Origin of the sequence: Streptomyces sp. P9-A4 (assembly GCF_036634195.1) — a bacterium.
Classification (GTDB): Bacteria; Actinomycetota; Actinomycetes; order Streptomycetales; family Streptomycetaceae; genus Streptomyces.
The window spans coordinates 60,633-74,465 of sequence record NZ_JAZIFY010000001.1 but is presented as its reverse complement, the minus strand read 5'-3'; the positions used below and the strand labels follow the sequence as shown (position 1 = coordinate 74,465).

11 protein-coding genes and 1 riboswitch are annotated in these 13,833 nt (G+C 73.3%); of the genes, 6 read left to right on the top strand and 5 right to left on the bottom strand.

Features of this window, described 5'->3' with window-relative positions; all coding sequences use genetic code 11:
• Window positions 1–34 precede the first annotated feature (34 nt).
• Entirely contained in the window at window positions 35–2,632 is a 2,598-nt protein-coding gene (locus tag V4Y03_RS00315) for a SpoIIE family protein phosphatase (protein ID WP_332433465.1), read from the bottom strand.
• Between the two features lie 133 nt (window positions 2,633–2,765).
• Here V4Y03_RS00315 and V4Y03_RS00310 point away from each other — a divergent pair, with 133 nt between their 5' ends.
• The 3 genes from V4Y03_RS00310 (at window position 2,766) to V4Y03_RS00300 (ending at window position 6,026) form a co-directional block, all read left to right on the top strand.
• The gene (locus V4Y03_RS00310; protein WP_317877844.1) at window positions 2,766–3,530 is read left to right on the top strand and encodes an alpha/beta fold hydrolase; all 765 of its coding nucleotides are present in this window, start codon (window positions 2,766–2,768) and stop codon (window positions 3,528–3,530) included.
• A 130-nt stretch (window positions 3,531–3,660) separates the two neighbouring features.
• The gene (locus tag V4Y03_RS00305) at window positions 3,661–4,641 is read left to right on the top strand and encodes a universal stress protein (protein ID WP_332433464.1); all 981 of its coding nucleotides are present in this window, start codon (window positions 3,661–3,663) and stop codon (window positions 4,639–4,641) included.
• Window positions 4,642–4,739: 98 nt separating this feature from the next.
• On the top strand, window positions 4,740–6,026 hold the full coding sequence (locus tag V4Y03_RS00300; protein ID WP_317877842.1) for an alpha/beta family hydrolase: 1,287 nt from the start codon (window positions 4,740–4,742) through the stop codon (window positions 6,024–6,026).
• On the opposite strand, the gene V4Y03_RS00295 is transcribed toward V4Y03_RS00300, so the two are convergent.
• Entirely contained in the window at window positions 6,020–6,925 is a 906-nt protein-coding gene (locus tag V4Y03_RS00295; RefSeq protein WP_332433463.1) for a LysM peptidoglycan-binding domain-containing protein, read from the bottom strand. The genes V4Y03_RS00300 and V4Y03_RS00295 overlap by 7 nt on opposite strands.
• Before the next feature lie 9 nt (window positions 6,926–6,934).
• A riboswitch (cyclic di-AMP (ydaO/yuaA leader) is annotated at window positions 6,935–7,104 on the bottom strand.
• Window positions 7,105–7,455: 351 nt separating this feature from the next.
• Between V4Y03_RS00295 and V4Y03_RS00290 the strand changes: the two genes are divergently transcribed.
• The gene (locus V4Y03_RS00290) at window positions 7,456–8,088 is read left to right on the top strand and encodes a DUF6197 family protein (RefSeq protein ID WP_332433462.1); all 633 of its coding nucleotides are present in this window, start codon (window positions 7,456–7,458) and stop codon (window positions 8,086–8,088) included.
• A 13-nt stretch (window positions 8,089–8,101) separates the two neighbouring features.
• On the opposite strand, the gene V4Y03_RS00285 is transcribed toward V4Y03_RS00290, so the two are convergent.
• Together V4Y03_RS00285 and V4Y03_RS00280 are read right to left on the bottom strand one after the other, a co-directional pair.
• Window positions 8,102–10,126, bottom strand: a complete 2,025-nt coding sequence (locus tag V4Y03_RS00285; protein ID WP_332433461.1) for a phosphocholine-specific phospholipase C — start codon at window positions 10,124–10,126, stop codon at window positions 8,102–8,104.
• Window positions 10,127–10,293: 167 nt separating this feature from the next.
• On the bottom strand, window positions 10,294–11,100 hold the full coding sequence (locus V4Y03_RS00280; protein WP_332433460.1) for a DeoR/GlpR family DNA-binding transcription regulator: 807 nt from the start codon (window positions 11,098–11,100) through the stop codon (window positions 10,294–10,296).
• A gap of 149 nt (window positions 11,101–11,249) precedes the next feature.
• Between V4Y03_RS00280 and V4Y03_RS00275 the strand changes: the two genes are divergently transcribed.
• Together V4Y03_RS00275 and V4Y03_RS00270 are read left to right on the top strand one after the other, a co-directional pair.
• Window positions 11,250–12,173 carry an SIS domain-containing protein gene (locus V4Y03_RS00275; protein ID WP_317873432.1) on the top strand — a complete coding sequence of 308 codons (924 nt, stop codon included), beginning with the start codon at window positions 11,250–11,252 and terminating at the stop codon, window positions 12,171–12,173.
• Window positions 12,174–12,213: 40 nt separating this feature from the next.
• A complete protein-coding gene (locus tag V4Y03_RS00270) occupies window positions 12,214–13,050 on the top strand; it encodes a class II fructose-bisphosphate aldolase (protein WP_332433459.1) in 837 nt (278 codons plus the stop codon).
• Window positions 13,051–13,296: 246 nt separating this feature from the next.
• Here the strand turns inward: V4Y03_RS00270 and V4Y03_RS00265 are convergent, their stop codons facing one another.
• Window positions 13,297–13,734 carry a nitroreductase family deazaflavin-dependent oxidoreductase gene (locus V4Y03_RS00265; protein ID WP_332433458.1) on the bottom strand — a complete coding sequence of 146 codons (438 nt, stop codon included), beginning with the start codon at window positions 13,732–13,734 and terminating at the stop codon, window positions 13,297–13,299.
• Between the last annotated feature and the right edge of the window lie 99 nt (window positions 13,735–13,833).

The following is a 13,833-nucleotide window of genomic DNA, read 5'->3' as shown; positions in this document are numbered from 1 at the left end:
CCGATCGGGCCCGGCGGAACTCTCCGGGCACGGACTACGGCCAGCGTGCCGCGAGCAGCAGCGCGATGTCGTCCGGGCGGGCCGTGGCCTCCCGGGCCTCCCGGGTCAACCGGTCGGCGGCCTCCGCAAGCGGCAGCGAAGCGGTCGCGGCGAGGGCCTGCCGCAGGGCCTCGATCCCGTCGTCGATGTCCTCGCCCGGCTTTTCCACCAGACCGTCAGTGAACAGCGCGAGCACCGCGCCCGGAGCCAGCCGCAGCCGCGTCACCGGATACGAGGCACGGCCGTCGATCCCGAGTACCATCCCGCCCGCGAGCTCCACCCGCTCCGTCGTCCCGTCGGGGCGCATCAGCAGCGGCGGCGGATGACCGGCCCGTACCGCCCGCAGTTCCCCCGTCTCCGGGTCGAGCAACACATAGCAGCAGCTGGCGAACTGCCCCGGATCCAGGTCGATGAGCAGCCGGTTGGTGCCCCGCATCACGTCCTGCGGCCGGTGCCCGGCCAGCGCGAAGGCCCGTACGGCGCTCCGCAGCTGACCCATCGTGGCCGCGGCAGCCACCCCGTGCCCCTGCACGTCGCCGATCACCAGCGCGAGGCGCTTCGGCCCCGTCTCGATCACGTCGTACCAGTCCCCGCCGACGTCCATGCCCGCCGTCCCCGGCAGATAGCGGCCCACCGTGTCCACGCCGTCGCGCACCGGCAGCCGATGCGGCAGCAGCGCGTCCTGGAGGCCCCGCGCCACCGCCGACTCCGTCTCGTACCGCTGCGCGCGCTCCAGGGCCTGCGCGATCAGGCCCGCGAGCGCCGTCAGCACGGTCCGCTCCTCCGCGCTGAACCCGCGCGGACGGTCGAAGCCCAGGATGCAGGAGCCCACCGGCCGGCCCGAGGCGATCAGCGGCAGGAACGCCCGCGCCCCCGAGTGCGCGTCCAGCGGGAGGTCCGGATACGCCCGGCCCAGCTGCTCCATCGACTCGAAGAACAGCGGCCGGCCCGTCGTCAGCGTCTCCACCCCCGGCACCCGGGAGTCCAGGGCCACCCCGTCGAAGGGTTCGAGGAATCCCGGCGGGAAGCCCGTCTCCCAGGCCAGGTACAGTCGCCGGTCGCTGAGCAGGTAGATGGCCAGCTGCCGCCCGCCGAACGCCGGCAGCAACTCCTCCGTCACCACCGAGGACACCTGGCGCGCCGTCACCGCCTCGGAGAGCGCGATGGCCAGGGCCACCGGCCGGTACAGCTCGGTGATCCGGCCCTCCGAGGCGTCCGGACGCGACGCCGGCCGCCCCGGTGCCCCGGGGCCCCGCGGTCGCGCCGTCGGACCGTCCTCGGGGACCAGCACCATGGTCACCCCGTCCCGCCCCGGATGCAGCGACACCGAAAGCCACCGGCCCTGCTCGGGGCGGGCCAGGAACCGCACCGGCTCGCCGGAGAGGAGCGCGGCGCGCAGCTGCTCCTCGTGGAAGGGGAGACCGAACCAGGGCAGCGCCTCCCACAGCGGTCGCCCCGCGAGCGCCCCGCGTGGCCGGCCGAGCAGCCGCTCGGTGCGCTCGTTGACGTAGGTGACGCGGCCCAGGCGGTCGATCGCGAGGATCGCCCGGGGCAGCCGGTCGGTGGCGTCGGAGCCGACCAGACCGGTGCCGAGGTCGACGAGGGTGCAGGTGAGGCGCACGCCGGCGGTGGACGCGGCGAACCCGTCGGAGGTACCGATCCCCGGCGGCGCGCCGTACCGGCCGAACGCGTCGGGCCGCCCCGCGCCCTCCGCCCCCGCCGGGCTCCTGCGCGCCCTCGTGGACACCTCCAGGAGGTGCAGCCCCCCGTCCGGCCCCTTCAGGCGTATCCGGCGCACCACCGGCCGCCCGCCCGGATCCGTGGCCTGCCGGGCCGCCGCCCACAGCGCGTATCCGTCCTCCGGCTCGAGCAGGGACGTCAGCACCTCGATCGAACAGGGCGAGGTCACCTCCGCGCCGAGGATGTCCAGGAGACCGGCGTCCATGGTCACCGTGCCCGTGTCCAGGTCCCAGTCGAAGGTGCCGAACCGGACCGGGGGCGCGCCCGCCGTGGACAGCTGGACGCACACCGGATCGCCCGGCCATTCGACCGGCGTCCCCCGGCGGGTCAGGTCGGCCAGGGCGCCACCGAGTCGGAGTGCCTCGCGCGTCATGCGGCGGCGGTCCCGTGTGTCGACCGGTATCCCCGGGGTCGGTGCCCGCAGCGCCACGAGCACCCCGAAACGTTCACGGCCCGCGACGACCGGCGCGTACAGCGAGGCGAAGGGGAACGGCAGACTCGCCACCAGCTGGGGGAACCGGCGCATGGCCTCCTCGACGTCGGGGAGGTGGACGGCCTGGCCCGAGCGATGCACCTCGGCCACCGGCAACGGCCGGTTCTCGTGCATCCGCCACCACGGCCGGAACATGGGCCCCGGCAACCCCACCAGCACTGCGAGCCGCAGTAGCCCCGGAGTTCCCGAGCGCAGGTACACCGCGCCCGCGTATCCGCCGACCTCCTCGACGGTCCGCAGCGCCGTCTCGGCGAGGGCCCAGGTCAGAGCGCCGGAAGCCGGCCCGTCAGCGGCTTCGTTCCCGGACGGACGCCCGGTGCCGTCCGCCGGGCCGGTGCCGGACGTGCCGTGCGAGGTCACACAGCCAGGATGCGCCCGGTCCCGCCCGCACGCCCCCCGGGGAGGTTGACCGCACGCGCCCGTCCCGTCACACTCGGTGGTCGGCCGCCGCCGGAGGCGCGGCGCCGGAACCACCTCGCGACCAGGGGGCACGATGACGGACCGGGTTCTTCCGTACGACGTACACGGCGGGGGCCCCGCGCGGGCGCTCTTCCTGCACAACTGGTTCGGCGACCGGACCAGCTTCGCCCCGCTGCGGGACCATCTGGACGGGACCACCGGCTCGTACGCCTTCGTCGACTGCCGCGGCTACGGCGAGGCCCTCGACCGCAGCGGCGCCTTCACCATGGAGGAGGTCGCGGCCGACGCCCTCGCGGTCGCCGACGACCTCGGCTGGGACACCTTCTCCGTGATCGGGCACTCGATGGGCGGCAAGGCGGCCCAGCTGATGCTCCTGGACGCCCCCGACCGGGTCCGCTCGATCATCGGCGTCTCGCCCGTCTCCGCCGCGGGCTTCCCGCTGGACGGGGAGACCTGGGAACTCTTCGCGGGCGCCGCCGCGGAACCGGCCAACCGGCGGGCCATCATCGACAACACCACCGGCAACCGCTACGACGACGTCTGGCTGGACGCCCTCGTGGAGCGCTCCGTCGGCCGCTCCTCCGCCACGGCCTTCCGCAGCTACCTCGACTCCTGGTCCCGCACCGACTTCCACGAGCGGGTCCGCGACAACCCCACCCCGGTGCTGCTCGTCGTCGGGGCCCACGACCCCGCCCTCGGCAGCGAGGCGATGGAGTCGACCTGGCTGCGCTGGTACCCCAACGCGCGCCTCGAAGTGCTCAAGGACGCCGGCCACTACGCCCCCGAGGAGACCCCCGAGGCCCTGGCCGGAGCCATCGAGGCCTTCCTCGCCGCCTGACCGGCGAAGAAGGGACCTTTCGCGCCGTCACCAGGGACCGAAGTCCCGGGTGACGGCCCGGCCGCCGGGCACCCGACGGATGAAGGGTGCGCGAGCGCACCGGCCGGAAGGACGGAAGGGCGGGAGACCGATGACGGAGCGGACCGGTCACGGGCACGGCGAGCAGGAGCAGGGCGGTCAGGGGCACGGCGGGCGGACACGGGGCGCGCACGGACCGGGCGGGGACGCGCCGGGCGGTGACGGCCGGGACGGAGCGCGCGGTCATGTGCTCGTCGGGGTCGACGGCTCCGAGTCCGCGCTGCGCGCGGTGGAGACCGCCGCACAGGAAGCCCGGTCGCACGGAGCGGCCCTGAGCGTCGTCCATGCCTTCGTATGGCCCCTGCTCCACGTTCCCCTCGGCCCCTCGGCGTACGGTCCGCCCGGCGGCGGTCTCCGGCAGCAGGCCCAGGACATCGTCGACACGGCCGTCGCCCGCGCCCGGGCCTGCGCACCGGAGGTCGACGTCACGGGGGAGGTCATCGAGGGGGAACCCCTCACCGTGCTGGCCACCCGGTCCCGCTCGGCCGCGCTCGCGGTGGTCGGCAGCCGGGGCGCGGGCGCGTTCACGGGCCTCCTCGTCGGCTCGGTCGCGGTCCATCTCGCGGCCCACGCCGCCTGCCCCGTGCTGGTGGTCCGGGGCCGCGAGCGGCCGAGCGGGCCCGTCCTGCTCGCCGTCGACGGTTCCGCCGACTCCGACGCGGCCGTCGAGTTCGCCTTCGCCGAGGCCGCGGCCCGGGGCGCCGAACTGCTCGCGGTGCACGCCTGGACCCCGACGACCGGCCCCGCCGACCTCACCCCGCTCTTCCACGGCACGGAGGAGATCCGGGGCGAGGAGGGGCGCGTCCTCGACGGGGCGCTCGCGGCGGCGGTGGCCCGGCGGCCCGGCCTCCCGGTCGAGCGGCGCCTCGTACGGGGCAGGACCCGCCCGGTCCTGCTCGCGGAGAGCGCCGACGCCCAGCTCGTGGTGACGGGCGCCCGGGGGCGCGGCGGATTCGCCGGGCTGCTGCTCGGCTCGGTCAGCCAGGCCCTGCTGCACCACGCGGAGTGCCCGGTCGCCGTCGTCCGGGGGTGACCCCGGCGCCGACGCGTCTACCCTGGAGACACGGGCAGGGGACGGACGGACCGTTTCGCCCCGTTGCCCGGAGCCGCGTGACGGAAGGGCGGCCGAGGATGTTCTTCAGCGATCGCACGGACGCGGGACGCCGGCTCGCGGCCCGCCTCGACCGGTTCAAGGGCGACGACGTCGTGGTGCTCGGTCTTCCGCGCGGGGGAGTGCCGGTGGCCGCGGAGGTCGCCGACGCCCTCGGCGCACCGCTGGACATCTGTCTCGTACGCAAGCTGGGCGTGCCCCGGCAGCCGGAGCTGGCGATGGGCGCGCTCGGCGAGGGCGGCGTACGGGTGCTCAACGAACGGGTGCTGCGGGAGGCCGGGGTCGACGAGCGCGAACTCGCCGCCGTGGAGGAGCGCGAGCAGCTCGAACTGGAGCAGCGCGGTCGCCGCTACCGGGGGAGCAGACCGGCCGTGCCCCTGGAGGGGCGCACGGTCCTGATCGTCGACGACGGGCTCGCCACCGGCGCCACCGCCCTCGCGGCCTGCCGGGTGGTACGGGCCAGGGGCGCCGCCCGGATCGTGCTCGCTGTCCCGGTCGCACCGCACGGCTGGACGGCCCGTCTCGGCGGCGAGGCCGACGAGACGGTGAGCGTCCGTACGCCGGAACCGTTCTACGCTATCGGCCAGTTCTATCAGGACTTCTCCCAGACCCCCGACGCCGAGGTGGTCGCCTGTCTCGACCGGATCCGCGCCGCGCACGACCCGGTCGTCCAGGACGCGGACGTCCGCGTCCCGCTCCCCGGGGTCACCCTCGCCGGGCGGCTCGCGGTGCCCGAAGGCGCCACCGGCATCGTCCTGTTCGCCCACGGCAGCGGCAGCGGCCGGCACAGTCCACGCAACCGTGCCGTCGCCGCCGCGCTCAACCGGGCGGGCCTCGGCACGCTCCTGTTCGACCTGCTGACCGAGGCCGAGGCGGTCGACCGGGCCCATGTCTTCGACACCCCGCTGCTCGCCGGCCGGCTCGCCGGAGCCACGGAATGGCTGGCCGGGGAGCCGGTCAGCGACGGCCTGCCGCTCGGGTACTTCGGGGCCAGTACGGGAGCGGCCGCCGCGCTGTGGGCGGCGGGCGATCCGTCCTCGCAGGTGGCCGCGGTCGTCTCGCGTGGCGGCCGGCCGGACCTCGCGGCCGACCACCTGGCGCGGGTCCGCGCGCCGACGCTGCTCGTGGTCGGAGGCAGGGACGCGCTGGTCCTCGACCTCAACCGGCGGGCGCGGTCGCTGCTGCGCTGCGAGAGCAGGCTCGAGGTCGTGGAGGGCGCCACCCATCTGTTCGAGGAGCCGGGCGCCCTGGAGGAGGTGGCGGAGCTCGCCACCTCCTGGTTCACCGGGCACTTCCGGGATCAGTAGGCGCCGTTGACGTTGTCGATGGAGCCGTAGCGGTCGGCCGCGTAGTTGCAGGCGGCGGTGATGTTGGCGACCGGGTCGAACAGGTCCAGGGCCGTACCGGGCACGTGGTAGGCCTGGAAGGTCGGCTCGATGACCTGGAGCAGACCCTTGGAGGGCGTGCCGGCCGACGCGTTGGAGTCCCAGAGGTTGATGGCCTGGGGGTTGCCCGAGGACTCGCGCATCACATTGCGGAGGATGCCGTCGTACGAGCCGGGGATGCCGTGCTGGGCCATGATGTCCAGCGACTCCCGGATCCAGCCGTCGAGGTTGTCGGCGTACCGGGTGGCCGCGGCAGGGGCGGCCTGGACGGCGGCCGGAGCGGCGACGGGCAGGGCCTGGGTGGCGGAGGCGCCCGTGCCGGTGGCGACGGCGGCGGTGACGGGGGCGGGGGCGGCCCGGCGCTCGGAGCGACTCGCCCGCTCGGTGGTCGCGGAGGACTTCTTCGCCTGCGCGGGGGCGGCCTTCGCGGAATCCCGACGAATCGTCAGTTCAAGTCCCGGATGAATAAGTGACGGATTGTCACCCACAGTCGCCCTGTTGGCCCGGTAAAGGTCCTTCCAGCCGCCCTGAATTCCCTTCTTCTTGGCGATCAGGGAAAGCGAGTCGCCACCGACGACGGTGTAGGTGCGTGCGGTGGCGGGGGCTGCCGGAGCCTTGGCCGGTGCCGCGAGGGCGGCCGGAGCGGCGGGGGCGGCGACGGCGCGCACGGCGATTTCCGGTGCTGCCGAGACGGGCGCGGCACTGGCTCCCGCGGGGGCGATCAGGGGCAGGGCGATGGCGGCCCCACCCGTCCCGACCAGCGCCCATCCACGGGAGACGGGGTTGCGGCGGGTGCGGCGGTGTTTGGCGACTGCAGGCATGACGGTGTCCTCTCCGGCGCCTGCGGGGTGAGCTGTCGGGTTCGGACGGGAGATGTCCGGCCGCGCGCACGCGGCTGCACCCCGAGCCGTCCCGGAATCCGGGTCGGCGTATTCGTGGGTCCCCCGCTCCTGCCGTCGGGTGAAAAGGGAGGTATTTCGAGCGGTGGCAGGATTCGGCGATCCGCTCGAATGGAGGTGACCGTAGGCCAGTAATGCGATGGAGAACAAGAGGGCCGGAGCGATGGCCTCCGTGAAGGATCACGGAATTCACGTAATTCAAGATCGACGGGAACTCGTCGCCGTGGAACTCCCTTGTCCGGCACGGCCTCGGCGGGCGACGGCCGGAGGGGCGTGTCCGGAAAAGTGAGTCGCGTCACCAGGTGTTCAATGTCCGAATATGTGAGGTAATTCGGTTAATGGGGAATCGTGCCGTAAAGACCTACTGGAGGTGCGTACAGGGCGGGGTAAAAGTCGCAAACCAGACATTCTTCCTGAAAGATGGGAGCGACCCCGACCGAGGAGCCGCCCGGATGTCGCCCTCCACCCCCCTGCTCAGCCCGGACACCCTCGACCGCGAGGCCGTCGCGCTCTACGAGAGCGCGACCTGGCAGCGGATCGTCACGGACTGGACCCCCGCGCCCACGGCCGCCCCCGCCCCCGCGCCCACGGCCGTACCGGCGCCGGACGTGGAGCGATGGAGACGGCTGCTCACCGTCCCGGTGGACCGCCTCGTCGCCGACGCGCTCGACGCGCTCCCCCCGCCCCTGCCCGTCGAGCGCCGCCTCCCCGGCCGGCTCGGGGCGGTCCTGCCCGACCGGCTGCACTCCTGGCGCCGCATCGGACAGCCCGAGCTGCGCCCCTCCGTCCACCTCGGCTACGCGCGCCTGGTGCTGACGGAGTGGGGCTGGCAGAACGCCCCCTACAAGCTGCGCGACGCCCGGGGAGCCCGGTGCGTCTGCGGCGCCCTGCTGGCCGCCCACCGCCTCGGCTACGGCGGTGCGACGACGATGAACGAGGCCGCCGCCTGGATCATGACCGAGCTGCGCTCGCGCGGCTGGCACGAGCTGATCGGGCCGTGGAACCGGGCCCCCGGCCGTACGGCGGCCGACGCGGTGGCCCTGCTCGATGCCACGATCCACCGCGCCGCGCTCGCGGGCCGCTGACGCGGCCCCGGACTCACCCGCTGATGCTCGGCGCCCCGGTCTCGATGTGGCCGGTGTACCGGCGCGACCAGGTCCCGTCGATGTCGGCGAGGACCGTGAAGTCGTACCAGCCGTTGGTGTACGCCACCGCGTTGAAGAAGTCCTCGCGGGTGGAGTTCGCCGGGACGGTGTACGTCCACGGGCCGTCCGTACGGTAGGCGTTCGAGCGGACGGTGAAGGTCACCGGCCCGGCCGAGGTGTTGCTCAGCTTGAAGTAGAGGGCCGTCCTGCCCGTGCCCGGTTCGGTCGCGAACCGGGCCGCCACCTCGATGGCCTTGCCCGCCTTGGACGCGTCGCCGATGAAGCGGCGCAGGAAGCGGTTGGGGCCCATCATCGAGATGTCGTACTTGCCGGAACCCGACCCGAGGCCGATGTTGAAGTAGTCGGACGCGGTGGCGCCGGCGTCGACCGTGTACTGCCAGGCGGCCGTGTCGCGGTACTGGTGGGGGTGGATCGAGAAGTGCGCCGCCCGCTTGGCCTCGGTGCCCTGGTTGGTCATCGAGAACCAGGCCAGGATCTTTCCGGCGGCGCCGAACTCGAAGCGGTCGAGGTTGCCGTTCACCTGGTAGGGCAGGGCGCGGGCCGGCCGGGTGCCGGACTCCTGCGCGGGCAGGGCGTTGTTCTGCGGGGCCGGGTTGGGCAGCGGGCCGCAGGTGGACTGGCCGATGACCTTCGCCGTGGCCGGAAGGCCGGCCGGCACCCCGTACACCGGGTGGGCGAAGTCGAACACGCCGGTCAGATCGCCCGTCACCTTCCGCCGCCAGGCGCTGATGTTGGGGCAGGTGGCGGGGGTGCCGAGGGCCGCCGTCCAGCTCTCCATGAAGCGGAGCACGGAGGTGTGGTCGAAGACCTCGGAGCTCACCCAGCCACCCCGGGTCCACGGGGACATGACAATCATGGGGACGCGGAAGCCGAGGCCGATCGGGACGCCGTCGAGGTACTCGTCCGGCGTGCCGGGCGGAGCGACCGGCGGCGGCACATGGTCGAAGAAGCCGTCGTTCTCGTCGTAGTTGAGGAAGAGCGCGGTCGAGTCGAAGACCTCGGCGTCGGCCGCGAGCGCGCGGTAGACCAGGTCGACGAAGTGCGCGCCGTCCCCGGGCGGGGCGTACGGGTGCTCCGAGAACGCCTCGCTCGCCACCACCCACGACACCTGCGGCAGCGTCCCCGCGACGACATCGGCGCGGATCGCCGCCGCGATGTCGTCCGGGGTCGATCCGGTCACCTTGGGGACCGAGCCCATGCCGCGGTCGTAGAGCGGGTCGCCGGGGCGCGCGTCGGTGAACTTCTTGAAATACGCGAGACCGTTGTCGCCGTAGTTGTCCTGCGCGTTCTGGTAGAGCTTCCAGCTCACCCCGGCCCGCTGGAGCGCCTCGGCGTACGTCTCCCAGGTGAGGCCCGACTCGTCGCCGCCGTCCTTGCTGGAGCCGTCGACCTTCCCGCTCCACAGGAAGGTGCGGTTGGGGCCGGTGGCGCTCAGCGTGGAGCAGAAGTACGCGTCGCAGATCGTGTAGTTGTCCGCGAGGGCGTGGTGGAAGGGGATGTCCGTACGGCCGAGGTGGCCGAGCGAGCGGGTGTTGCCCACACCGGTGACCCAATTGTCCATGCGCCCCTTGTTCCAGGCGGCGTGCTGCGAGTTCCAGCTGTGCGGCAGGTCGCCGTTGCACTGGGCGAGGGTCTCGCCGTCGACGCCGCCGGCGGGCGGGGTGTCGCTGAGCTTCCAGGGGTACTGGCGGCCGCCCCAGTTGGGCTGGTTGAACATGCCCCAGCCGCCGGGCAGGTTGCCCGCGGCGCGGTCGGCGAAGCCGCGCACGCCGCGCAGGGTGCCGAAGTAGTGGTCGAAGCTGCGGTTCTCCTGCATGAGGATCACCACGTGCTTGACGTCGGTGAGGGTGCCGGTGGCCGTCGTCGCGGCGGCGGAGGCCCGTACGGGCGGCAGGGCCGCCCCCGCCACGAGCCCCGCGCCGATCCCGACGAACCCTCTGCGGCTGATGGGAAGCATGCCCCGCCCCTCCTGTCACGCTGTGCCCCTGCGGCACGTCGGGGACATCATGAGGGAGGGCGGCTTAAAGGTATACGCCCGCGAGGTAATTACTGGATTAACACACCAGGACCAAGTAGCACCGGGACGGGAATTGGTCCGAATTCATACCAATGGCATCGGGTGCGTCAGACGGTGAGGACCTCCACGCCGGCCTCGGTCAGCTGTGCGGCCGCTTCCGGGCTGATGCCGGTGTCGGTGACGAGCAGGTCGATCCGGTCCAGACCGCAGATGCGGGCGAACGCCCGGCGGCCCAGCTTGGAGGAGTCGGTCACCACGACGACCCGGCTCGCGCGCTCCGCGAAGAGCCGGCTGATGCTCGCCTCGTCCTCCTGATGGGCCATCACGCCCAGGTGCGGGTCGACCCCGTCGACCCCCAGGACCACCACATCGAGGACGACCTCGTTCAGCACGCCGACCGTCAGCGGCCCCACCAGCTCGTACGTCTGGGGGCGGGCCACCCCGCCGGTTGTCACGATCTTGATCTGCGGGCGCACCGCCAGCTCGCCCGCGATGTTGAGCGCGTTGGTGACCACGGTCAGGGCGGGCCCGGCGGGCGCGGTGCTCCCCGGGCCCTCCGGGCGACCGCTCGCGAACCGCAGCGCGAGCGCGCGGGCCACCTCGGTCGTGGTCGTCCCGCCGTTGAGGCCGACGACCTCGCCCGGCGCGACCAGGTCGGCCGCCGCCTCCGCGATCCGGCGCTTCTGCGGGGCGTGCCGGGTCGACTTGTACCGCAGGGGCAGCTCGTACGAGACGCCGTGCGCGACCGCGCCGCCCCGGGTCCGTACCAGCAGCTGCTGCTCGGCCAGCTCGTCGAGGTCCCGGCGGATCGTGGCGGCGGAGACATCCAGCGTGGACGCCGCCTCCTCGACCTCCAGCTTCCCCGAGGCTGCGAGGAGTTCAAGGAGCGTGTTCCACCGCTCGTGCTTGGGCATGGGTCCCTCCCTCGGGCTCGTGCGCGCGTCCGATTCTATCCGCCGACGCGTGCGGGATCTGGAAAGAGGATGCATGTTTCTGCTTGAATGAGCCCAGCTTCGAACAACTTCAGTCATTGCATCGCACTCACCTTGCAAGGAGACCGGCCATGAGCACCACCCGTACCGCCGTGGAGATCGCTTCCCAGCCGACGACCTGGCGCCAGGCGGCCCGCACCCTGCCCCAGCACACCGCCGCCCTGCCCCGGCGAGGCGAGCGCGTGGCGGTCATCGGCTGCGGCACCTCCTGGTTCATGGCGCTGGCCTACGCGGAGCTGCGCGAGTCCGGCGGTCACGGCGAGACCGACGCCTTCGCCGCCTCGGAGTTCCCCTACGGCCGCCACTACGACCGGGTCGTGGCCATCACCCGCTCCGGAACCACCAGCGAGGTCCTCGCCGTCCTGTCCCGGCTGCGCGGCACCGTCCCCACGGGCGCCGTCACCGCCGACCCCACCACCCCGGTGATGGACCTCGCCGACGAGGTCGCCGTCCTGGACTTCGCGGACGAGGAGTCGGTGGTCCAGACCCGCTTCGCGACCACGGTGCTCGCCCTGTTCCGCGCGCACCTGGAGTCCGAGGACGCCCTGCCCGAGGGCGTCGCCACCGTGGAGGACGCCGCGCGCGACGCCGAACTGGCTCTCGCCTCCCCGCTCGACGAGAGCATCCGCACGGCGGAGCAGTTCACCTTTCTCGGCACCGGCTGGACCTACGGACTCGCCCTGGAGGCCGGGCTGAAGATGCGCGAGGCGGCCGGCGCCTGGACCGAGGCCTACCCCGCGATGGAGTACCGCCACGGCCCCATCAGCATCACCGGCCCCGGCCGCGTCACCTGGGGCTTCGGCACCCTGCCTGCCGGGCTCGCGGACGACGTGCGCAAGGTCGGCGGCACGCTCTCCGAGAGCGACCTCGACCCGCTCGCGGACCTGATCAGGGCCCAGCGGCTCGCGGTGGCCGTCGCGGAGGCCCAGGGCCTGAACCCGGACACCCCCCGGAACCTGACCCGCTCGGTCGTCCTCACCGACGCCCCCGCCTGACCGTCACCGCCCGCACCCGCTCACACCCCGGAGAAACACCATGCCGTTGACGCCGACCGATGAGATCGTCCGCCGAGCCCGAGCGGCGGGCACCGGCGTGGGGGCGTTCAACGTCCTCCAGCTCGAACACGCCCAGGCCATCGTGGCCGGCGCCGAGACCGCCGACCGACCCGTGGTCCTCCAGATCAGCGAGAACACCGTCCGCTACCACGGAGCCCTCGAACCGGTCGCCCTCGCCTCCCTCGCCCTCGCCCGCGCCGCCAAGACCCCGGTCGCCGTCCACCTCGACCACGCCGAGAACCCCGGCCTCGTCCGCGAGGCCGTCGGCCTCGGCCTCGGCTCGGTCATGTTCGACGCCTCGAAGCTCCCGTACACCGAGAACGTGGCCGCCACCCGCGAGGTCGTGGAGCACTGCCACCAGCACGGCGTCTGGGTCGAGGCCGAACTCGGCGAGGTCGGCGGCAAGGGCGGCGCCCACACCCCGGGCGTACGGACGGACCCCGACGAGGCCCGCGCCTTCGTCGAGGCCACCGGCGTCGACGCCCTCGCGGTCGCCGTCGGCAGCTCCCACCAGATGCTGACCCGCGACGCGGTCCTCGACTTCGACCTGATCGCCCGTCTGCGCGCGGCGGTCGACACCCCGCTCGTCCTGCACGGCTCCTCGGGCGTCTCGGACGCGGACCTCACCGCCGCCGTCGCGGCCGGCATGACCAAGGTGAACGTCTCCACCCACCTCAACAAGGCCTTCACCCGGGCCGTCCGCGCCCACCTCACCGAACACCCGGACGCGGTCGACCCCCGCCACTACCTCACCCCGGCCCGCGCCGCCGTCGCCCGCGAGGTCGCCCACCTCCTGACGGTCCTCTCCCCGGCCTGACCGGCGGCGACGCGAAGGCACCGGCGACGAAGGGCAGGCACCGGCCGACGTACGCACCGGGACGGGCGCCCGCCGTACGCACCCGACCGCGCCCGCTCACCTCTCCCGCCTGCCCCACGACGCCTGGCACGCACACTCGCCACGTTGTCGTCGGTCGCCAACGCTCCGCGTCGACTCCCTCCTCCGCCTTGCGATCACACGCACCAGACCCCGCTCCCTGATCCGGCCTGATCCCAAAGACAGGCCCTAGTCGACCCGCTCCGCGACGAACACCGGGATCTCCCGGTCGGTCCTGACCTGGTAGTCCGCGTAATCGGGGAAGGCCGCCACGGCCCGCTCCCACCACTCCGCCCGCTCCTCGCCCGAGACCACACGGGTCTTCATGTCCCAGACCCGCGGGCCGTCACGCACCTCGACCCGCGGCGAGGCGACGAGGTTGTGGAACCAGACGGGGTGTTCCACCGCCCCGCCGTTCGACGCGACGAGCGCGTACGCCCCCTCGTGCTCGACCCGCATGAGCGGGGTCTTGCGGAGTTTGCCGCTCCGCACGCCGACGTTGGTCACCAGGACGACCGGCATGCCGCGCATCGTCGTCCCTTCCGTGCCGCCGGACGACTCGTACAGCTCGACCTGGTCACGGACCCACTTCGTCGGGCTGGGCTCGTACTCGCCTTGGAGGGGCATGGGAGTCCTTTCTCCTCGTCTCCGGCACCGCTGTCAGTACCGCCTCGTACAGTGACTCATGACGGCAGGAAAGTGGCGCGACAAAGGGGAGAACGGGCG